A 20456-nucleotide genomic window follows, 5' to 3' on the forward strand; every position below is an offset into this window, starting at 1 on the left:
CCGATTTGCCCTTCTCTGCATGGGACAAGGATGCTTCGGGTGACCCCGGTCCACAGGCCGTACGCGTGCCCGAGATGCGAACGGCATTCGGGTCCGCGCGTGCGCGGGCGTAGAGTCTCCTGTTGGCCCTCACCCCGACCGCCCGCCATCGGACGATCGGGCAACCAGGTCGGACCACCTCTGTTCGTAACACCCGGTGGTGCGGGGCGCAGGCAATAGCGCCTGCTCCGCGCGCCGCCAGACCGCTCCGCCTACCGGGCGCAGCGGTTACCGATCGGTAGAGATGACGGATCTCCGAGCGCGGTAGCACGATGGAGGCGGCGCGACACACCTCAGTTTCGACCGACAGTGAAGGAACAGCGTGGCTTCCGGATCCGATCGCAACCCGATCATCATTGGCGGCCTTCCGAGTCAGGTCCCGGACTTCGATCCCGAGGAGACCGCGGAATGGCTGGAGTCGCTTGACGCGGCCATCGACGAGCGGGGGCGCGAGCGTGCCCGCTACCTGATGCTCCGCCTGATCGAGCGCGCCCGCGAGAAGCGTGTCGCCGTGCCCGAGATGCGCAGCACGGACTACGTCAACACCATCGCCACCAAGGACGAGCCGTTCTTCCCCGGCAACGAGGAGATCGAGCGCAAGGTCCTCAACGCGACCCGCTGGAATGCGGCCGTCATGGTCTCCCGGGCGCAGCGTCCGGGCATCGGCGTCGGCGGCCACATCGCCACCTTCGCCTCCTCCGCGTCGCTCTACGACGTGGGCTTCAACTACTTCTTCCGCGGCAAGGACGCCGAGGGCGAGTCCGGCGACCAGATCTTCTTCCAGGGTCACGCCTCCCCCGGCATCTACGCCCGCGCCTTCCTCCTGGACCGACTGTCCGAGCAGCAGCTCGACGCCTTCCGCCAGGAGAAGTCGAAGGCCCCGTACGGCCTCTCCAGCTACCCCCACCCGCGGCTGATGCCGGACTTCTGGGAGTTCCCGACCGTCTCGATGGGCCTCGGCCCGCTCGGCGCGATCTACCAGGCCCGGATGAACCGCTACCTGGAGCACCGGGGCATCAAGGACACCTCCGCCTCGCACGTGTACGCCTTCCTCGGCGACGGCGAGATGGACGAGCCGGAGTCGCTGGGCCAGCTGTCGCTCGCCGCGCGTGAGGGCCTGGACAACCTGACCTTCGTGGTCAACTGCAACCTGCAGCGCCTGGACGGCCCGGTCCGCGGCAACGGCAAGATCATCCAGGAGCTGGAGTCCCAGTTCCGGGGCGCCGGCTGGAACGTCATCAAGCTGGTCTGGGACCGCAGCTGGGACCCGCTGCTCGCACAGGACCGCGACGGCGTCCTGGTGAACAAGCTGAACACCACGGTCGACGGCCAGTTCCAGACGTACGCCACCGAGACCGGCGCGTACATCCGCGAGAACTTCTTCGGCGGCGACCTGCGGCTGCGCAAGATGGTCGAGAGCATGACCGACCAGCAGATCCAGCACCTGGGCCGCGGCGGCCACGACCACGCCAAGGTCTACGCGGCGTTCAAGGCGGCCCGCGAGCACACGGGTCAGCCGACGGTCATCCTGGCCCAGACGGTCAAGGGCTGGACGCTCGGCCCCAACTTCGAGGGCCGCAACGCGACGCACCAGATGAAGAAGCTGACGGTCGAGGACCTGAAGCGCTTCCGCGACCGCCTGCACATCCCGATCACGGACAAGCAGCTGGAGGAGGGCTACCCGCCCTACTACCACCCGGGCCGTGACTCGGAGGAGATCCAGTACATGCACGACCGCCGCAAGGAGCTGGGCGGCTACGTGCCGACCCGCAAGGTGCGGCCGCGTCAGCTGGAGCTGCCGGGCGACGACGCGTACAAGGCGGTCAAGAAGGGTTCGGGCAACCAGACCATCGCCACCACCATGGCGTTCGTCCGGGTGCTCAAGGACCTGATGCGGGACAAGGGCATCGGCAACCGCTTCGTGCCGATCGCGCCCGACGAGTACCGCACCTTCGGCATGGACTCGCTCTTCCCGTCGGCGAAGATCTACAACCCGCTGGGCCAGACCTACGAGTCGGTCGACCGCGAGCTGCTGCTGGCGTACAAGGAGTCCCCGACCGGCCAGATGCTGCACGACGGCATCTCCGAGGCGGGCTGCACGGCCTCGCTGATCGCCGCGGGCTCCTCCTACGCCACCCACGGCGAGCCGCTGATCCCGGTCTACGTCTTCTACTCGATGTTCGGGTTCCAGCGCACCGGTGACCAGTTCTGGCAGATGGCCGACCAGCTGGCCCGCGGCTTCGTGATCGGCGCCACCGCCGGCCGGACCACGCTGACCGGCGAGGGCCTGCAGCACGCGGACGGCCACTCGCACCTGCTGGCCTCGACCAACCCGGGCGTCGTCGCGTACGACCCCGCGTACGGCTTCGAGATCGCGCACATCGTCCAGGACGGCCTGCGGCGGATGTACGGCTCGTCGGCGGAGTTCCCGCACGGCGAGGACGTCTTCTACTACATGACCGTCTACAACGAGCCGATCAAGATGCCGGCCGAGCCGGAGAACGTCGACGTCGAGGGCATCCTCAAGGGCCTGCACCGGTACGCCCCGGCGACCGCCGGCCAGATCCCGGCCCAGATCCTCGCCTCCGGCGTGGCGGTGCCGTGGGCCCTGGAGGCCCAGCGCGTCCTCGCCGAGGAGTGGAACGTCAAGGCCGACGTCTGGTCCGCGACCTCCTGGAACGAGCTGCGCCGCGACGCGGTGGAGGCCGAGGAGTTCAACCTCCTGCACCCGGAGGAGCAGCAGCGCGTCCCCTACGTGACGCAGAAGCTGCAGGGCGCCGAGGGCCCGTTCGTCGCCGTCTCCGACTGGATGCGCGCGGTGCCGGACCAGATCTCGCGCTGGGTGCCGGGGCAGTACCAGTCGCTGGGTGCCGACGGCTTCGGCTTCGCCGACACCCGTGGCGCGGCCCGTCGCTTCTTCCACATCGACGCGCAGTCGGTCGTCCTGGGCGTGCTCACCGAGCTCGCCAAGCAGGGCAAGATCGACCGCAGCGCCCTGAAGGACGCGATCGACCGCTACCAGCTGCTGGACGTGGCCGCGGCCGACCCGGGTGCCGCCGGCGGCGACGCCTGAGCGCTCGGTGAGCCGGTGAACCGGTGAACCCAGGGGCCGGACCTCCTCCGTGGAGGTCCGGCCCTTCGCCGTTCCCGCCGCCGGATCCCCGGTGTGACCTCCGTCACATCCCCTTGAACCTCACACAGGTGTGAGCTCCTAGGGTCGTTCCCAGACGAACCGGACCACCCCAGGAGGTCTCCCATGAACGCCGTCCACCCCGAGCCCGCCGCCGGCGGCAACGCGTACAACCGCGGTGTGATCACCGAGTTCCGGGCCTCGGCCGGCGCGGTCGGCGGCTCCTTCGCGGGCACCCCGCTGCTGCTGCTCACCACCTGGGGCCGGCGCAGCGGCGAGCCGCGCACCACCCCGCTGGTCCATCTGACGGAGGGCGGCCGACCCGTCGTCTTCGCCTCGAACGGCGGCGCCCCGGCCGATCCGGACTGGTACCGCAACCTGGCCGCCCGCCCCGAGGTCACCGTCGAGCTCGGCGCCGAGCGCTACCCGGCGCTGGCCGTCCCGGTGACCGGCGGCGAGCGGTACGAGGCCCTCTGGGCGGCCCAGATCGCCGCCCAGCCGGCGTTCGCCGCCTACCGGGCGCGGGCCGGGCGCGTGGTGCCGCTGGTGGAGCTGCGCCGCGCGGCGGGCTGACCCGGAAGGCCGACGCGCGAAGCCGGTGGCCCCGGACTCCCTCGGGAGTCCGGGGCCACCGGCTTCGCGGTGCGCGGGCGGTCAGATGTGGACGGCCGGGCCGGCCTCGCCCTTGCCCCGGCGGGCGAGCAGCCCGAGCAGGGCGGCGGCGAAGGCCACCACGGACGCCACCGCGAAGGCGAGCGACATCCCGCTGAGGAAGGACTGGTGGACGGCGCCGGCCATCGCGTCGACCACCTCGGCCGGGGTCCCCTCCGGGGCGGGCGGGGCGAAGCCGAGCTGGGCCGCCTGCTTGAGGCTCTCGGCCTCGGCGCCCTGGACCGGCGGCAGGCCGGCCTCGGCCCACTTGCCGGGCAGCACGTCGCCGACCTTGGCGGCCATCAGGGCGCCCAGCGCCGCGGTGCCGAGGCTGCCGCCGACCTGCATCGCGGCCTGCTGGAGGCCGCCGGCCACGCCGGAGAGCTCCATCGGCGCGTTGCCGACGATCACCTCGGTGGCGCCGACCATGACCGGGCTCATGCCCAGGCCCATCAGGACGAACCAGAGCGACATCACCCCGGCGCCGGAGCCCTCGTCCAGGGTGGACATCCCGAACATCGCCACGGTGGTGATCAGCATGCCGGCCACGATCGGGACCCGCGGGCCGAGCCGGCCGATGGCCAGCCCCGCCACCGGCGAGCCGATGATCATCATGCCGGTCATCGGGAGCAGGTGGACGCCGGCCTCGACCGGCGCCATCCCGTGGACGTTCTGCAGGTAGAAGGTCACGAAGAAGATCGCGCCGAAGAACGAGAAGGCCATCAGCACCATCAGCAGCGTGGCGGCCGACAGCGGGACGGAGCGGAACAGGCTGAGCGGGATCAGCGGCTCGCGGGCGACCCGCTGCCAGAGCGCGAAGGCCGTCATCAGGACCAGCGCGCCGCCCAGGAAGAGCAGGGTGCTGGTGTCGCCCCAGCCCCACTCGGGCGCCTTGATGATGCCGAAGACCAGCGCGAACATCGCCAGCGAGAGCAGCACGATGCCGGGGACGTCGAAGGATTTGGCCGCCTTCTCGGCCCGGACGTCCCGCAGGATCCAGATGCCGAGGGCCAGCGTGAGCAGGCCGACCGGGATGTTGATGAAGAACACCGACTGCCAGCTGACGTGCTCGACCAGCAGACCGCCGACGATCGGACCGGCCGCCGAGGACGCGCCGATCACCCCGCCCCAGATGCCGATCGCCATGTTGAGCTTCTCGACCGGGAAGGCCCCGCGCAGCAGGCCGAGCGCGGCCGGCTGGAGCAGCGCGCCGAACAGGCCCTGCAGGACGCGGCAGGCGATCACCGTCTCGATGTTGCCCGCGAAGGCGATCGCGGCCGAGGTGGCGGCGAATCCGGCCGCGCCGACCAGGAAGGTCCGCTTGTGGCCGAAGCGGTCGCCGATCTTGCCGGCGGTGATCAGGAAGACCGCGAGGGCGAGCAGGTAGCCGCTGGTCACCCACTGGATCTCGGACGGCGCGGCCTTGAGGTCGGCCTGGATGACGGGGTTCGCGATCGCGACGATCGTGCCGTCCAGCGCGACCATCATCACGCCGACGGCGACGGTCAGCAGGGTCAGCCAGGGATGCCCCTTCAGGCCGCCCCCGGAGGACGAGTCGGGCTGCGGCGGGTCGTCCGCCTTGGCGCTCTTGACGACGGACTGGCTCATCTGGGGCCCTCCGGGGGCATGGCAGCGAACAGACGTGGTCGTGGCGCCCCGGGCCCACCCGTCCCCACGAGTTACCCGGCCTGGGGGCGCCACGCTCCGGAGATTATGTCAGCAACTGACATTTGGCAAACTCTGCCTTGTTGCGGGGACTGACATTTGTCAGACCGCTACAGTTGTGCACCAGTACCCCCCTCCGCCTCGCCGTCCGGAAGGCCCCCGCCATGGCCGCTCAGCGCTCGCCCCTCGCCACCGGCCCGGCCGTTCGGCCGGCCGAGGGCGCCGGTCCCGGCCTGCGCGAGCGCAAGAAGCAGCGCACCCGGGACGCCCTGATCGAGGCCGCCCACCGGCTCTTCCTCAGCCAGGGGTTCGCCGGCACGACGGTGGACGAGATCGCCGCCGCCGTCGACGTCTCGCAGCGCACCTTCTTCCGCTACTTCGCCAACAAGGACGAGGTCGCCCTCGCCGTCATGGCCGACGCCGAGGACTACTTCATCGACCGGCTGCGGGCCCGCCCCGCCGAGGAGAACCCGCTGCAGGCCCTGCGGGCCGCGATCGTCGAGTCCTGGCACGACCTCGGCTCCCGGCACCGGACCGGCCCGGGCTCGGTGACCAGCGCGCTGGAACTGATGCAGATGATCGAGGACACCCCCACACTGCTCGCCGCCCATCTGCGCCGGGTCACCGAGCAGGAGCGGGTGGTGGTCCAGGTGCTGGCCGCCCGCGAGGGCCTCGACCCGGCCGAGGACCTGCGCCCCACCGTGATGGCCGCGGTCTTCGGCAGCGTGCTGCGCGCGGCCCACCTGTCCTGGAGCGCCGACCACGAGGCGTCCGGCCTGGAGGGCATGATCGCGCTGATCACCCGTCACTTCGACCAGCTCGGCCCCGCCCTGGCCGGCGACTGGCGGCCCTAGCACCCCGTCCGGGAGCGGCCCCGGCGGCCACCGGGTCATACCGGAGTACTACGGCGGAGTCCGGTCCCCGGTCCGACGCCCGTCGGCACGGGCCGCCCTAGGCTGACGGGATGATCGATCCGCCCACCGGGCCGGCCCGGGGCGGCCTGCTCCCCGGTCTGCTCGCCCCGCTCGCCCGCCCCTCCACCGACCACACCCCGCTGCTGGCCCACGCCGCCGCCCGCTGGGTCCGCTGGCTGCCGTACGTCCTCGCGCTGGCCGCGATCAGCTCCCTGCTGCCCAGCGCGACCAACGTCCTGGCCACCGACTACGGCCTCAACGTCGGCCTCGCGGCGGCCCTCTCGATCGCCCAGACCGTGCCGCTGCTGCTCGCCGTGAGCCGCCCGCTGCCCGCCTGGTGGATGATCGGCGCCGCCGACCTGCTGACCTCCCTGCTGATCCTCACCACCGGCCGGGACACCTCCTCCTCCTGGCCGTGGCCGGCCCCCGGCGTGGTCGGCTACCTGCTGCTGATGCTGCCGCTCGCGCTGCGCGAACGGCGCCGCACCCTGCTCTCCGTCTGGCTGGCCACCGCCGCCACGAGCCTCGCGCTGTCGCTGCTCGGCATCGGCGCGGACGTCGGCAGCGACAACAGCCTGCTCGCGGTGGCCCTGACCGGGGCCGTCCTGGTCCTGGGCGGCGCCCTGCGGGAACGGGCCGAGGCCCAGCGACTGCTCGCCGAGCAGGAGCACATCAGCGAGGCCGAGCGCGAGCGCCGCACCCTGCTGGAGGAGCGCGCCCGGATCGCCCGCGAGCTGCACGACGTGGTCGCCCACCACATGTCGGTGATCGCCGTCCAGGCCGCCAGCGCCCCGTACCGGATCGCCGGCGTGCCGGCCGAGGCGGCCGAGGAGTTCGGCGCCATCGCCGGCACCGCCCGCGACTCGCTGTCCGAGATGCGGCGGCTGCTCGGGGTGCTGCGCAGCGAGGAGTCCGGCACCGAGAAGGCGCCCCAGCCCGGGATCGCGCAACTGGCCCAGCTGGTCGAGACGGTCGGCCGGGCCGGGGTGCCGGCCGAGCTGGCGGTGCTCCCGGAGCTGGTCGACGCCCTGCCGCAGGCCGTCGACCTCTCCGTCTACCGGATCGTCCAGGAGGCGCTGGCCAACGTCGTCCGGCACGCGCCCGGCGCCGAGGCCTGGGTGTCGCTGGCCGTCGACGGCCCGGCCCTGCTGGTCACCGTGGTGAACGGGGCCCCGCCCGCGCGCGCCGAGTCGCTGGAGGCCGCCGCCGAGGGGACCGGTCACGGGCTGGTCGGCATGCGGGAACGCGTGCGGCTGCTGGATGGGAAGCTGGACACCGGCCCGCTGCCCGACGGCGGCTTCAAGGTGGCCGCCGTCCTGCCGATCGATACCCCCCGGGAGCCCGCCGCATGACCATCCGCGTGATCATCGTCGACGACCAGGCGATGGTGCGGGCGGGCTTCGCCGCCCTGCTCGGCGTCCAGAGCGACATCGACGTGGTGGGCGACGCGGCGGACGGCGCGCAGGCCCTGGAGGTCTGCGGCCGCACCCACCCCGACGTCGTGCTGATGGACGTCCGGATGCCCGTGATGGACGGCCTGGAGGCGGCCCGCCGGCTGCTCGACCCGGCCGTCCCCGGGGCCCACCGGCCGAAGGTGCTGATGCTGACCACCTTCGACGTGGACGACTACGTGTACGAGGCGCTGCGGGCCGGAGCCAGCGGCTTCCTGCTCAAGGACGCGCCCCCGGCCGACCTGATCGCCGCCGTGCGGGTGGTGGCGGCCGGCGACGCGCTGCTCGCCCCCTCGGTCACCCGCCGCCTGATCGAGGACTTCGCCCGGACCAGGCCGGCCCGGCGCCGCGACCCCAAGCTGCGGCTGAACGGCCTGACCCCCCGGGAGACCGAGGTGCTGGAGCTGATCGCCCGCGGCCTGTCCAACCAGGAGATCGCCGCCGGCCTGGTGCTCGCCGAACAGACCGTCAAGACCCACATCGGCCGGATCCTCGCCAAGCTCGACCTGCGCGACCGCGCCCAGGCGGTGGTCCTGGCCTACGAGTCCGGCCTGGTGACGCCGGGTCAGTGAGCGGCCCGGCCCCGGCCGGTCCCGTTCCCCTCCTGCTACCCGGGTAGTACCCGGGAGTTGGCCCCGCGGAGTGACGTCCGCGGGGCCGCCGCGTTTCTACCTTCCTCTCCGTCGACACCCGACGGACAAGGGAGAACACGCACATGCGGCAGCCTCGCACCGAGCACCGACCCCGGCCCCGGCGCTTCGCCCGCACGGTCGCCGCCGCCGCGGTCGCCCTGGCCGCCGTACTCGGCGCCGGCGGCTGGGCCTGCGACACCCAGCACCCGGTCACCGGCCCACCGCCCGGCACCGCCGGCTGGGTCGCCGACACCACCCTCGGCCTCCGGCTGCCCGACCCGGCCACCGCCTCCCCCGCCGCGGTGGCCGCCTTCTTCGCCGAACTGCCGACCGCCCGTCAGGACGCGCTGGCCGTCCGCCACCCGCTGGTGGTCGGCAACCTCGACGGCGCCCCCGTCGGCCTCCGCCACCGGGCCAACGCCCTGGCCCTGGCCGAGGAGCGCGGCCGCGAACTCGCCCGCGCCGCCGACCCGGCGCTCACCCCGCAGGACCGCACCACCGCCCGCGAACGCGCCGAGCGCTACCGCACCCTGCTGGACGGTGACCGGCGGATCCTCGCCTTCGACCCGCGCGGACGCGGCCAGGTCGCCGAAGTCCTCGGCGACCTGGCCACCGCACCCCGGACGGCCGTCGTCGTGCCCGGCTCGGACATCGACCTGCGGAGCTTCGACCGGCCCACCGACCCGTACGGCACCCCGGCCGGGATGGCCCGCGCCCTGTACGAGGCCACCGGCCGGCAGACCGCCGTGATCGCCTGGGCCGGCTACACCACCCCGGTCGGCCTCGGCCCGGACGCCGCCACCGAGACCCTCGCCCGGGCCGGCGCCCGGCGGCTCACCCGGCTGCTGGACGGGCTCGCCGTCACCACCCGGCCGGCCGCTCCCGCCACGGTGTTCTGCCACAGCTACGGCTCGGTGGTCTGCGGCCTGGCCCGCCCCGGACCGGAGCAGGCCGCCGCCCTGGTGGTGCTCGGCTCCCCCGGCATGGGCGTCGGCTCGGCCGCCGACCTCGACCCCCGGGTGCCGCTGTGGGCCACCCGGCGCAACGGCTCCGACTGGATCGGCGACGTGCCCAACGTCTCGCTCCTCGGCCTCGGCCACGGCGCCGATCCGACCGGTCGCGCGTTCGGCGCCCGCCCGCTGCCCGCCACCGGATCCCACGGCCACACCGGCTACTTCGCCCCGGGCACCGCCTCGCTCGCCGCCTACGCCGCCCTCGCGCTCGGCCGCTGAGCCCCACCACCTCCCGAGGAGGAACGCCATGCCCCACCCGCTGACCGCCCTGCGCCGCGCCGCGCACCAGGTCGACACCCGCACCCCCGAGAGCCGCGACCGCGCCCTGGACGGGCTGCGCGCCCTCGCCCTACTCGCCGTCCCCGTCGGCCACTGGCTGCTCGGCGGCTTCACCCGCTCCGCCGACGGCGCCCTGCACAACGCCAGCCCGCTCGGCTCGCTCGGCTTCCTCGCCCCGGCCAGCTGGGTGCTCCAGATGCTCGGGGTGTTCTTCCTGGTCGGCGGCCACTCCTCGGTCCGCTCGCTGGAGCGGGCCCGCGCCCGCGGGGTCGGCCACGCCGGCTGGCTGCGGGCCCGCTCGGTGCGGCTGCTGCGCCCGGTCCTCGGGGTGGCGGCGGTCTGGGCGCTGCTGATCCCGGCGCTGGGCCGGCTCGGCGTCCCCGGCGACACCGTCCGGACCGGCTCGGTGCTGGTGGTGCAGCCGCTCTGGTACATCGGCGTCTACCTGGGGCTCACCGCGCTGACCCCGCTCTGCGTGGCCGCCGCCCGGCGGCTGCGCGGCTGGTCGGCGGGCGTCCTGGCGGCCGTGGTCGCGGTGGTCGACCTGCTGCGCTACGGCCCGTGGGCGGACGCGGTGCCGTCCTGGGTCGGGCTGCTGAACATCCTGCCGGGCTGGCTCTTCGGCTATCAGCTGGGCGTGCTCTGGGCCCACGGGCGGCTCGGCCGTCCGGCCGCGCGCCTGCTGCTGCTCGGCGGCGGCGCGCTGTTCGCCACGCTGCTGCTGGTCTTCCACTACCCCGCCAGCATGGTCGGCGTGCCCGGCGCCGGGCGGACCAACTCGCACCCGCCGTCCCTGCTGGTCCTGGCACTGGCGGCGGTGCAGATCGGCGCCGCGGTGCTGCTGCGCGAGCGGCTCGGCCGGCTGCTGCGCCGCCCGCTGCTCTGGCTGCCGGTGGTGGCGGTCAACCTCTCGGCGATGACGATCTTCTGCTGGCACCAGAGCGCGATGCTGGCCGTCGCGGTACCGGGCGCGGCCGTCCTCGGCACCGTGCCCGGCCTGACCGGCGCCCCGGACTCGCTGGCCTGGGCGGCCGCCCGGGTGGCGCTGCTACCGCTGTTCGGCGCCGTCCTGGTCGCGATCGGGTGGTTCACCCGCCGCTTCGACGGCCCCTGGACGGCGTTCTCCCGCCCCTGGAAGACGGTGGCCGGCGCCGCCGCGGCGCTGTTCGCCGCGTACGCGCTGGGCGTGGTGTGAGCCGGTCGGCGCAGCCGGGGAACTGACGGGGCGTGAGCCGCACGGGCCCACGCCCCGTCCGTCAGCGACACGTACCCGGCCGGGGGATGGATCCGCATGCGAACCGACACGCACTGTGATGTCCTGTGACGGTCGGCGACGATCGGTCGCCCCCGCCCGCCCACGGCCGGGCCGTCCGCACCCGCCGGCTTTCCCCCCACACCCCCTTCCGAGGAGTCCCATGTCCCTGTCCCGACCACGGCCGAGATCCGGCCGCCGGCTCGCCGCCGTCGCCACCGCCGTCGTCTGCGCGCTGACCACCGGCACCGTCCTGACCGCCGCCACCCCCGCCGTCGCCCTGGTCCTCGCCCACGGCGGCGGCCACGACGGGGCCGCCGCCCCGGCCGACCCCGCCCCGCACATCACCGCGCCCCGGGTGCTGGCCGAGATGCGCGACGACGAGGTCGCCGCGCTCGGCCCGGAGCACGCCGAGGAGCACGCCCGGATGCGCGCGGCCGTCCGCGGCGTCGGCGACTACCCGCAGACCACCCGGACCAACCGGCTGAAGGCGCTGACGGACTCCCAGACCGCCGCCAACGCCGGCTTCGACCCGGCGACCTTCGGCGCGTTCAAGGCGTACTTCCCCTCCCCCGACTTCGGCGACCACATCGCCCTGCTGCCGACCGGCAAGGTGCTGCTGTTCTCCTTCGAACGGATCGAGACCAACCCGGAGAAGGAGCCGGCCCCCACCCAGACCATCGGCCGGGAGAACGCCGGCCGGGCCTTCCTCTGGGACCCGGCCAAGGGCACCGGCACCGCCGCCTTCAAGCAGGTCACGCCGCCGGTCGTCGACATGCCGGACGGCCTCGGCCAGGAGCGCCCGGCGCCGTTCTTCTGCGCCGGGCACTCCTACCTGCCCAACGGCATGCTGGGCGTCTTCGGCGGCAACCTGGGCGGCAACGGCGGCACCGGCGCCAAGCTCTCGCTGATCTTCGACCCGTGGACCGAGACCTGGACCCGCAACCCCGACATGTCGGTCGGCCGCTGGTACCCCTCGGTGGTCACCGGCGCCGACGGCCGGCAGCTGATCATGTCCGGCCAGTCCGAGCTCGGCTGGGGCACCCCGACCCCGGTCGTCGAGCGCTTCCCCGCCAAGGGCCACCCGGTGCCGCACCTGAAGACCGAGACGCCGAGGAACACCCCGGTGGACCGGTTCAAGGCGGACGCGCCGTTCACCCTGGACTACCCGCACCTGTTCTCGCTCAACGACGGCAACATCTACGGCTTCGGCCGCCAGGCCGCCGAGCAGTGGAAGTTCGACCCGGTCAACGAGACCCGCAGCGACCTGACCGCCCGCCCGGACGGCCGCAAGCGCAACTACGGCTCGGCCGTCATGCTGCCCGGCGGCGTCAACGGCCCGGACTCCGCCCTCGTCCTCGGCGGGGACCGCGACAACCCGAGCACCCTGCGCTTCTCCAACGGCAGTTGGACCGCCGAGAAGTCCCGCGCCTTCGGCCGCACCCAGGACGACACCATCCTGCTGCCCGACGGCAAGCTGATGACCGTCAACGGCGCCTACGACATCCGGGACTACGGCAACGGCCCCTACAACCCGAACGCCGACCTCAAGTACCGCCAGGTCGAACTCCGCGACGACCAGGGCAACTGGAAGCTCGGCCCGGTCCAGCGGCTGCCGCGCGGCTACCACTCCAACGCCGTCGTGCTGCCCGACGGACGGGTCATGGTGACCGGCGACGAGCTGCAGCAGATCGCCAACAACCCGGACATCGACGGCACGGTGAGCGGCATCCCGGGCACGACCGGGCCCGTCACCATGAACGGCACGATCGAGATCTACGAGCCCGCCTACCTGCACCAGGCCAACCGCCCCTCGCTCGACCGCGGGCCCACCTCCCCGGTCGGCTACGACAAGAAGTTCCTGGTCACCACCTCGACCCCGGAACGGGCCGCCAAGGCCGTCCTGCTGGCGCCGACCACCGCCACCCACTCGGTCAACACCAGCCAGCGCCAGATCGAACTGCGGCTCAGCAGCCGGGCCGGCAACCGGCTGGAGTTCCAGGCGCCGCCGGACGCCAAGGCCGCGCCCCCCGGCTGGTACATGCTCTTCCTGCTCGACGACAAGGGCGTGCCCAGCGTCGCGCAGTGGGTGCAGCTCGGCTCCCCGGCCTGATCCCGGCCTCCCACCCACCCCACGGAGGAACCCCATGGCAACGGATCTGAGACTGCGCCGGAGCGAGGAGATCCAGGGCGACATCGTCGCCGGCTTCAAGAAGGACAACGTCACCCTGCTGTTCCTGAAGTTCGAGGACGCCGCCAGGGCCCGCGACTGGCTGCGCGCGGTCGCCCCGCAGATCGCCACCACCCGGCAGGTCGCCGAGTTCAACGCGGCGTTCAGCGAGGCCCGCAAGAACTCGGGCGGCGACGACCCCAAGACCCTCAAGGCCACCTGGCTGGGCCTCAGCCTCACCTACGAGGGCATGCGCCAGCTCTCCGCCACCGACCCGTTCGAACAGGCCCCGCCGGTCGGCAGCGGCCTGGAGGCGTTCAAGGAGGGCTCGGCCAAGCGGGCCGGCGCGCTCGGTGACACCGGCGACAACTCCCCGGAGAACTGGCTCTTCGGCAACGGCAGGAACCAGCAGGTGCACGCCGTGCTGACGATCGCCTCGGACACCGAGCAGGACCTCGCCGCCACCGTCACCGCCCAGCGCGAGGCGGCCGCCGAGGCGAAGATCGTCACCATCTTCCAGCAGAACGCCAAGACCCTGCTCGGCAGCCGCCGCGGCAAGGAGCACTTCGGCTTCAAGGACGGCATCAGCGAGCCCGGCGTCCGCTTCTTCGACCCGCCGAACCCGGCGAACGAGGAGGAGGTCGAGGGCCACCCGGGCACCCGGATCATTCCGGCCGGCGAGTTCGTCGTCGGCGAGCAGCCCGCCCCCGGCAGCTTCACCGACTTCCCCGCGTGGGCCCGCGACGGCTCCTTCCAGGTCGTCCGCCGGCTCTCCCAGGACGTCCCCGGCTGGTGGTCGCAGGTCTCGGTCAAGCTGAAGGAGCTCAAGCAGGCCAAGGCCGTCCCGGACACCGCCACCGCCGAGTGGCTGGCCGCCCGGCTGGTCGGCCGCTGGCGCTCCGGGGCGCCGGTCTGCAAGCACCAGGACCGCGACGTCCCGAACGACCCGAAGGCGTCCTCGGACAACGACTTCGACTTCCGGGACGACCTGGAGGGCCTGGTCACCCCGCTCTTCTCGCACCTGCGCAAGTCCAGCCCGCGGGCCGGGCTGCAGGCCCCCGACCCGAGCCGGCCGCCGTTCGACGCCAAGGAGCTCGACGGACGGCGGATCATGCGGCGCGGCGCGCCCTACGGGTTCCCGTTCGACCCGGCCTCCGAGGGCCCCGGCGGGCCCGACGACCCGCGCGGCCTGCTCTTCGTCTGCTACCAGGCCGACATCGCCCGGCAGTTCGAGTTCATCCAGGCCGACTGGATCGACCAGCCGGACTTCCCGCCCGGCCGCAACCCCGTCCCCGGCAAGGACCCGGTGATCACCGAGGCCGACGACGTCGACTTCGAGAGCCGCGGCCCGGACGGCGCGATCAAGCACACCCCGCTGCACTTCCAGCAGTTCGTGCAGACCCAGGGCTCGGTGTACGCCTTCGCGCCGTCCATCAGCACCCTCAAGGCGCTCGCCGAGGGGCGGCTCACCGGGCAGTCGCAGGGCCATCAGGGCGGCCAGACCTCCGCGCGGCAGGACAGGGGCTACCCGTGCGACGACTTCGTCGCCGTCCCGGACCAGTGGCGCAAGGGCGGCCGGAGCCAGTTCTGGGCGTTCCACGGCCCGCAGTGCCGCCGGATCGCGGTCGAGGACGGCGCCGCGCACACCGACCACCCGGTCGAGCGCGACGCCGCGCTGACCACCTGGCCCTGCCTGCGGGGGGTCGAGCGGATCGACTGCGTCCTGCCGATGGCCGATCTGCAGAACCCGGCCGGCAAGAGCTGGTACTGGGTGTTCCACACCACCGGCGGCCGCCAGCAGTACCGGTCCGTCTCGATCACCTGCGGCGGCGGGACGTACACCGACGCCCTGGAGCGCCCGGACCGCGGCCTCTCCGCCTGGCCCTCGCTCGTCGGCGTCGAGCGGATGGACTGCTTCCTCCCGGTGCCCGACCAGCAGCGGGTCGGCGGCAAGAGCTGGTACTGGGCGTTCCACACCACCGGCGGCCGCCAGCGGTACCGGCTGATCTCGGTGGCGGACGGCGCCGCGCACACCGACGTCTGCGAGCGCACCGACCGTGAACTCTCGCGGTGGAGTTCGCTGGACGGCATCTCCGGGGTGGACTGCTTCCTGCCGGTGCCCGACGTCCAGCGGGTCGGCGGCCGCAGCGAGTACTGGGTGTTCCACGGCGAGAACTACCGCAAGATCTCGGTGGCCGACGGCAGCGGCCACCCGGACCGCAAGATCGCCGACGACCGCTCGTGCGACGGCTGGGCCTCCCTGGTCTGAGCCGGTCACCGCGCCCCCGCCCGTGACGCGTGCCGGGGGCGCGGTGTCGGTCCACTGCCCTACGCTGCCGCCATGGTGACGTTCGATGAGTTCCGCGCGATGGCGCTCGCCCTGCCGGAGGCCGTGCAGCAGCCGACCTGGGAGATCGAGACCCTGCGGGTCCGCACGAAGATCTTCGCGATGGGCTCGCCGGACGGCACCGGCGTCAGCGTCAAGGCCTCCCCGGAGGACCAGAGCGAGCTGCTCGCCGCCGCGCCCGAGGTGTTCTCCTACCCCCCGTACGTCGGGCGGCACGGCTGGGTCGGCGTCCGGCTCGACCTGGTCGACCCGGAAGAGCTGCGCGAGCTGCTCACCGAGGCCTGGCGCCGCACCGCTCCCAAGCGCATGGTCAGGGAGTTCGACGCGGCGCAGGACCGGTGACGCCGAAAGGACACCGCCGGTTCATGTGATCCATCCCACAGTTTGAGCGGGCCCGACACCGCGCCGCGCCCCCTACGCTTACCCAGGGAAGTTGGCAGTCGTACCACCTCCGGGCCCCGCCCGCAGAACGGTCACGGGCCCCTAGGGAGTTGACGCGATGCGCCGTCGGCGGTGGAAGCGTGTACTGATCGGTGCCTTCGCCGGATGCGCCGTGCTGGCCGACGCCGGCGCCGCCGCGGCCCAGGCCGCCGCGTCCACCGAGCAGTTGGCGATCTCCACCCCCCCGGCCGGCAGCGCCGCCTGGGTCGAGGACCACTCCTTCGACCGCACCCTGCCCGATCCGGCCCTCACCACGCCGGCCGCCGCCGCCGACTTCTTCGCCTCGCTGGCGCCCACCGAGCTGGACCGGCTGATCCAGGACTACCCGCTGGTCGTCGGCAACTTCGACGGCGCCCCGGTCGAGCTGCGCTACCGCGCCAACCGGATCGCCCTCACCGCCGAGCGGGACCGCGCCCGGGCCCGCGCCGCCGACCGGACCCTCGACTCCGACCTGCGCGCGCTCGCCGTCTCCCGCGCCAACGACGTCGAGCACCTGCTCGCCCCCGAGCGCCAGGTGCTCGCCTTCGACCCGCGCGGCCGCGGCCTGGTCAGCGAGGTCTGGGGCGACCTCACCGACGCCGACCGGATCTCCGTCCTCGTGCCCGGCTCCGACGCCGACCTCGGCCACTTCGACCAGGCCGCCGACCCGCTGCGCTCCCCCGCCGGGATGGCCCGCGCGCTGTACGCCGAGGAGCGGCGGCAGTCGCCCGGCACCCGGACCGCGGTGATCGCCTGGACCGGCTACGTCACGCCCTCCGGCCTCGGCCCGGACGCCGTCACCTCCCGGCTCGCCGATGTCGGCGCGCCCCGGCTGGAGCGGCTGCTCGCCGGCCTCAAGGAGACCACCCGGCCCGACGCGCCGCCGTCGCTGCTCTGCCACTCCTACGGCTCGGTGGTCTGCGGCACCGCCGCCCCCGAGATCCCCCGGGCGGCCGCCTCGCCGTCCGACACCTCCGGGATCACCGACCTGATGGTGTTCGGCAGCCCGGGCATGGGCGTGCAGAGCACCTCCGAACTGGGCGCCGGCGTACACGTCTGGGCCACCCGCAACGGCAGCGACTGGATCGGCAACGTGCCGTACCTGGAGGTCGGCGGGCTCGGCCACGGCGCCGACCCGACCTCGGCCGAGTTCGGCGCCGAGCAGATCTCCTCGGCCCGCTCCTCCGGCCACAACGGCTACTTCACCGAGGGCACCGACAGCCTGCACAACTTCGCGGCCATCTCGCTCGGCCACTACGAGGACGTGCTCCGGCCCGCTCCTGAGGCCTGACGGCCGCTCGGCCCCACCCCGGTCACTCCTGGTAGAGCCGGACCGCCTCGACGGCGGCCCGGGCCAGCTCCCGCCGGGCGGCCGGCGGCGCGAGCACCTCGGCGTCCGGCCCGAAGGAGAGCAGCGCGCGGACGGCGGGCAGCGCCGGGAAGCCCATCGCCAGCTCGACCCACTCGTCCGGGGCGCCCGCGCCCGACTCCGGCGGCGGCGCGGTGAGCCGGCTGCCGTGGATCCGGACGAACAGGTCCAGCCGCCCGCGCCGGACCCGGACCTTCACCAGCACCTCCTTCGGCAGCCGCTCCACCTGCTCGCGGAGCACCGCCCACACCTCGCCGAGCCCCAGCCCCGGGCGCCGGCGCACCGGCTCCTCGGTGGCCTCGGCCGCCAGCACCCGGTCGGCCCGGAACAGCCGGGGCTCACTTCGCAGATCGGCCACCAGGTACCAGACGGCGGCCTTGCTCACCAGGCCGTAGGGGTCGACGGTGTACTCGGCCGGGGCCGGCGCGCCGCTGTGCCGGTAGCGCAGCCGCAGCCGGCGGTCGGCGAAGACGGCGTACTGCAGCTCGCCGAGGTCGGGCCCGGCGGGTGCGCCGGCCTGGAGCCAGCGGGCCGGGTCCACCAGGATCCGCTCGCTGATCCGCTCGGCGGCCGGGCGGTGCGGGGCGGGCAGCGCGGCCATCACCTTGCGCAGCGCGGAGCCGAGCGCGCCGTCCAGCCCGAGATCGCTGTGCGCGCCCTGGGCGGAGAGCACGAACAGCGCCCGGGCCTCGTCGGCGGTCAGGCCGCTGACGTCGGTGCGGTACCCGGGCAGCAGGGCGATCCCGCCGTGCCGGCCCCGCTCGGTGTACACCGGGACGCCGGCCGACGAGAGCGCCTCGACGTCGCGGTAGATGGTGCGGACCGACACCTCCAGGCGCTCGGCCAGTTCGGTGGCGGACACCAGGCCGCGGGTCTGGAGCAACAGCAGGATCGAGAGCAGGCGGTCGGCCTTCATGGCACGAGGGTTCCAGAAACCCTGACGGCGGTTGTCAGGTTTTACCGGGAGATTGCCTCCCGAGAGCCGAAAACCCCTTCCCCACTCGACGGAGCCGATCACCGATGGACACCACCCAGGACCCCCGCCCGCAGTACCTGCTCGCGCTCGGCCAGCTGGAGAAGCTGATCGCCGAGGTGACCCCGGAGGCGCTGGACCGCCCCACCCCGTGCCCCGAGTACGACCTGCGACAGCTGCTCAGCCACGTGGTAGGCGGCGTGCACCGGCTCGCCTACATCGGCGAGGGCGGCCGGGCGGAGGACGTCGTGGCGGCCACCGGCGAGCTGGCCGACGACGCCTGGCCGGCCGCCCTCGACCGGGCCCGCGCCCGGGCCGTCGCCGCCTGGGCGGACGACGCGAAGCTGGACCGCCCCGCCGTCGCCCCCTGGGGCGAGGTGCCCGGCCGGGCCGCGCTGGGCGGCTACGTGATGGAGACGGTCACGCACTCCTGGGACATCGCCCAAGCGCTCGGCAGCCGGCTCGCCCTGGACGAGCGGTTGGCGCTGACCGCGTTGGCGGTCGCCGAGGCCGTGCTGTCGCCCGAGTACCGCGGCGGCCCGGTGCCGTTCGCCGCCGTGCAGCCCGTGCCGGACGGCGCCGACACCTACACCCGGCTGGCCGCGTGGACGGGCCGCGCGGTCTGAACCCCCGCACCGGGCGGGCGGTTCGCGGCCGGCCGGCGGGCCGGGGCGGGTCAGGCGCTCCGCTTCCTCCCCCGCGGGCCGTCCGCCGGGTCCGGGGCGTCCGCAGGGGCGCCGCGGTCGGCGATCATTCCGGCGTACAGGTCGATCTTGTAGTCGATGACGGCGAGGGTGGCGTGCAGGTCGGCGATCCGCTGCCGGACCTCCTCGCGGTGGGCGAGCAGCAGCCCGCGCCGGTCCTCCAGGGTCCGCTCGCCGCGGCGGGCCAGCTCCACGTACCGGAGCATGTCGGCGACCGTCATGCCGGTCAGCCGGAGCCGGCCGAGGAAGGCCAGCCGGTGCAGGTCGGCGTCGCAGTAGCGGCGCTGGCCGGAGGCGGAGCGGTCGACCGGGTCGAGCAGGCCGATCCGCTCGTACCAGCGCAGGGTGTGGGCGGTCAGTCCGCTGGCCGCCGCCACCTCGCTGATCGTGTGCCGAGGAGTCCGGTTCGGCTCGCCGGCCGGTGTGCGGAACACCTCGGAGCAGGTCCGCAGGTCGACGGCGACCGGTGCGAGTGTGGCCATGATCGGTACCCCCAGTGGTGAACGATGACGACGACGCTAGTGAGTTGGAGTGCACTCCAGGCAAGCCTGCCACCCGGGTGACCCGGCACCCGCCTTCGGCCGCCCGTTAGAGTCGGCGCCATGGAGAGCTTGCGGATGATCGAGACCTGGCCGGTGCCCAACGCCGCGGCGGCGGTGGTGCGGGGCGCGGACGGCGCGGTCCTGGGCGGGCACGGCCCGCGGCAGCACCTCTTCCCGCTCGCGTCGGTGACCAAGCTGCTCACCTCGTACGCGGTGCTGGTCGCGGTCGAGGAGGGCGTCTTCGAGCTGGACGACCCGGCCGGGCCGGCCGGCTCGACCGTCCGCCACCTGCTGGCGCACACCTCCGGGCTGGCCTTCGACGAGCACCGGGTGATGGCCGCACCGGGCAACCGCCGGCTCTACTCCAACGCCGGGTTCGACGTCCTGGCGCGGACCCTCCAGGAGGCCTCGGGCATCGAGTTCGGCCGCTACGCCGCCGAGGCCGTGTTCGAACCGCTCGGGATGCACTCCACGCTGATCAACACCGCGCACAAGTCCCCGGCCGGCGCCGGCGGCCTCTCCACGGTGGCGGACCTCTCGCTGTTCGCGGCCGAACTCCAGTCGCCCAAGCTGCTGGACCCGTCCACCCTGCGCGCGGCCACCCGCGAGGTCGCCTTCCCCGGGACGAGCGGCGTGCTGCCGGGCTTCGGCCACCGCCGGCCGAACGACTGGGGCCTCGGCTTCGAGATCCGGGACGGCAAGGCGCCGCACTGGACGGGCACCGCCAACTCCCCCGCCACCTTCGGCCACTTCGGCCAGTCCGGCACCTTCCTCTGGGTGGACCCGGACGCCGGCGTGGCCTGCGTCGCGCTCACCGACCGGGACTTCGGGCCGTGGGCCGCCGAGGTCTGGCCGGCGCTCGGCGACGCGGTGCTGGCCGAGCTGCGCGGCTGAGCCCGGCGGGC

The 20456-nt window shown here is 73.7% G+C and carries 16 protein-coding genes; 13 read left to right on the plus strand and 3 right to left on the minus strand.

All coding sequences use genetic code 11. The annotated features are described in order from the left end of the window. Positions 1-361 precede the first annotated feature (361 nt). Both aceE and ABT263_RS10445 read left to right on the plus strand, forming a co-directional pair. Positions 362-3112 (plus strand): pyruvate dehydrogenase (acetyl-transferring), homodimeric type, encoded by a 2751-nt coding sequence (gene aceE / locus ABT263_RS10440; RefSeq protein WP_352289700.1) that lies wholly within the window; start codon positions 362-364, stop codon positions 3110-3112. 183 nt (positions 3113-3295) lie between these two features. Further along, on the plus strand, positions 3296-3742 hold the full coding sequence (locus tag ABT263_RS10445) for a nitroreductase/quinone reductase family protein (RefSeq protein WP_352289703.1): 447 nt from the start codon (positions 3296-3298) through the stop codon (positions 3740-3742). Between the two features lie 81 nt (positions 3743-3823). On the opposite strand, the gene ABT263_RS10450 is transcribed toward ABT263_RS10445, so the two are convergent. Beyond that, positions 3824-5428 (minus strand): MFS transporter, encoded by a 1605-nt coding sequence (locus ABT263_RS10450; protein ID WP_352289706.1) that lies wholly within the window; start codon positions 5426-5428, stop codon positions 3824-3826. 221 nt (positions 5429-5649) lie between these two features. Between ABT263_RS10450 and ABT263_RS10455 the strand changes: the two genes are divergently transcribed. From ABT263_RS10455 to ABT263_RS10495, 9 genes are all read left to right on the plus strand, one after another. Then, positions 5650-6339, plus strand: a complete 690-nt coding sequence (locus ABT263_RS10455; RefSeq protein WP_352289709.1) for a TetR/AcrR family transcriptional regulator — start codon at positions 5650-5652, stop codon at positions 6337-6339. Positions 6340-6449: 110 nt separating this feature from the next. Continuing rightward, positions 6450-7751, plus strand: a complete 1302-nt coding sequence (locus tag ABT263_RS10460) for a sensor histidine kinase (RefSeq protein ID WP_352289711.1) — start codon at positions 6450-6452, stop codon at positions 7749-7751. Further along, positions 7748-8422 (plus strand): response regulator, encoded by a 675-nt coding sequence (locus tag ABT263_RS10465; protein WP_352289714.1) that lies wholly within the window; start codon positions 7748-7750, stop codon positions 8420-8422. The genes ABT263_RS10460 and ABT263_RS10465 overlap by 4 nt, the downstream gene beginning before the upstream one ends. A 143-nt stretch (positions 8423-8565) precedes the next feature. Beyond that, positions 8566-9714: an alpha/beta hydrolase gene (locus ABT263_RS10470; protein WP_352289716.1), complete on the plus strand. Its 1149-nt coding sequence runs from the start codon at positions 8566-8568 to the stop codon at positions 9712-9714. A 28-nt stretch (positions 9715-9742) separates the two neighbouring features. Further along, positions 9743-10969 (plus strand): acyltransferase family protein, encoded by a 1227-nt coding sequence (locus ABT263_RS10475; RefSeq protein ID WP_352289719.1) that lies wholly within the window; start codon positions 9743-9745, stop codon positions 10967-10969. Between the two features lie 220 nt (positions 10970-11189). Beyond that, positions 11190-13139: a galactose oxidase early set domain-containing protein gene (locus ABT263_RS10480; RefSeq protein WP_352289722.1), complete on the plus strand. Its 1950-nt coding sequence runs from the start codon at positions 11190-11192 to the stop codon at positions 13137-13139. Between the two features lie 34 nt (positions 13140-13173). Next, entirely contained in the window at positions 13174-15465 is a 2292-nt protein-coding gene (locus ABT263_RS10485) for a Dyp-type peroxidase (RefSeq protein WP_352289725.1), read from the plus strand. Positions 15466-15537: 72 nt separating this feature from the next. Continuing rightward, on the plus strand, positions 15538-15885 hold the full coding sequence (locus ABT263_RS10490; protein ID WP_329487489.1) for an MmcQ/YjbR family DNA-binding protein: 348 nt from the start codon (positions 15538-15540) through the stop codon (positions 15883-15885). Between the two features lie 157 nt (positions 15886-16042). Beyond that, positions 16043-17254 carry an alpha/beta hydrolase gene (locus ABT263_RS10495; RefSeq protein WP_352289728.1) on the plus strand — a complete coding sequence of 404 codons (1212 nt, stop codon included), beginning with the start codon at positions 16043-16045 and terminating at the stop codon, positions 17252-17254. A 22-nt stretch (positions 17255-17276) separates the two neighbouring features. On the opposite strand, the gene ABT263_RS10500 is transcribed toward ABT263_RS10495, so the two are convergent. Then, complete coding sequence (locus tag ABT263_RS10500; protein WP_352289731.1) at positions 17277-18248, minus strand: helix-turn-helix transcriptional regulator; 972 nt, start codon at positions 18246-18248, stop codon at positions 17277-17279. 104 nt (positions 18249-18352) lie between these two features. Between ABT263_RS10500 and ABT263_RS10505 the strand changes: the two genes are divergently transcribed. Further along, positions 18353-18931: a TIGR03086 family metal-binding protein gene (locus tag ABT263_RS10505; protein ID WP_352289733.1), complete on the plus strand. Its 579-nt coding sequence runs from the start codon at positions 18353-18355 to the stop codon at positions 18929-18931. 50 nt (positions 18932-18981) lie between these two features. On the opposite strand, the gene ABT263_RS10510 is transcribed toward ABT263_RS10505, so the two are convergent. Next, the gene (locus tag ABT263_RS10510; RefSeq protein ID WP_352289736.1) at positions 18982-19491 is read right to left on the minus strand and encodes a MerR family transcriptional regulator; all 510 of its coding nucleotides are present in this window, start codon (positions 19489-19491) and stop codon (positions 18982-18984) included. Positions 19492-19611: 120 nt separating this feature from the next. Between ABT263_RS10510 and ABT263_RS10515 the strand changes: the two genes are divergently transcribed. Then, positions 19612-20445, plus strand: a complete 834-nt coding sequence (locus ABT263_RS10515; protein WP_352289739.1) for a serine hydrolase domain-containing protein — start codon at positions 19612-19614, stop codon at positions 20443-20445. The last annotated feature ends 11 nt before the right edge of the window (positions 20446-20456 follow it).

It is taken from the genome of Kitasatospora sp. NPDC001603 (genome assembly GCF_040298365.1).
Taxonomy (GTDB): domain Bacteria; phylum Actinomycetota; class Actinomycetes; order Streptomycetales; family Streptomycetaceae; genus Kitasatospora.

What these genes read in the sequence shown, in the direction of transcription:
- ABT263_RS10445 (WP_352289703.1), top strand. Translation starts at nt 3,296, where the DNA reads ATGAACGCCGTCCACCCCGAGCCCGCCGCCGGCGGCAACGCGTACAAC.
- ABT263_RS10450 (WP_352289706.1), bottom strand. Translation starts at nt 5,428, where the DNA reads ATGAGCCAGTCCGTCGTCAAGAGCGCCAAGGCGGACGACCCGCCGCAG.
- ABT263_RS10455 (WP_352289709.1), top strand. Translation starts at nt 5,650, where the DNA reads ATGGCCGCTCAGCGCTCGCCCCTCGCCACCGGCCCGGCCGTTCGGCCG.
- ABT263_RS10460 (WP_352289711.1), top strand. Translation starts at nt 6,450, where the DNA reads ATGATCGATCCGCCCACCGGGCCGGCCCGGGGCGGCCTGCTCCCCGGT.
- ABT263_RS10465 (WP_352289714.1), top strand. Translation starts at nt 7,748, where the DNA reads ATGACCATCCGCGTGATCATCGTCGACGACCAGGCGATGGTGCGGGCG.
- ABT263_RS10470 (WP_352289716.1), top strand. Translation starts at nt 8,566, where the DNA reads ATGCGGCAGCCTCGCACCGAGCACCGACCCCGGCCCCGGCGCTTCGCC.
- ABT263_RS10475 (WP_352289719.1), top strand. Translation starts at nt 9,743, where the DNA reads ATGCCCCACCCGCTGACCGCCCTGCGCCGCGCCGCGCACCAGGTCGAC.
- ABT263_RS10480 (WP_352289722.1), top strand. Translation starts at nt 11,190, where the DNA reads ATGTCCCTGTCCCGACCACGGCCGAGATCCGGCCGCCGGCTCGCCGCC.
- ABT263_RS10485 (WP_352289725.1), top strand. Translation starts at nt 13,174, where the DNA reads ATGGCAACGGATCTGAGACTGCGCCGGAGCGAGGAGATCCAGGGCGAC.
- ABT263_RS10490 (WP_329487489.1), top strand. Translation starts at nt 15,538, where the DNA reads ATGGTGACGTTCGATGAGTTCCGCGCGATGGCGCTCGCCCTGCCGGAG.
- ABT263_RS10495 (WP_352289728.1), top strand. Translation starts at nt 16,043, where the DNA reads ATGCGCCGTCGGCGGTGGAAGCGTGTACTGATCGGTGCCTTCGCCGGA.
- ABT263_RS10500 (WP_352289731.1), bottom strand. Translation starts at nt 18,248, where the DNA reads ATGAAGGCCGACCGCCTGCTCTCGATCCTGCTGTTGCTCCAGACCCGC.
- ABT263_RS10505 (WP_352289733.1), top strand. Translation starts at nt 18,353, where the DNA reads ATGGACACCACCCAGGACCCCCGCCCGCAGTACCTGCTCGCGCTCGGC.
- ABT263_RS10510 (WP_352289736.1), bottom strand. Translation starts at nt 19,491, where the DNA reads ATGGCCACACTCGCACCGGTCGCCGTCGACCTGCGGACCTGCTCCGAG.
- ABT263_RS10515 (WP_352289739.1), top strand. Translation starts at nt 19,612, where the DNA reads ATGGAGAGCTTGCGGATGATCGAGACCTGGCCGGTGCCCAACGCCGCG.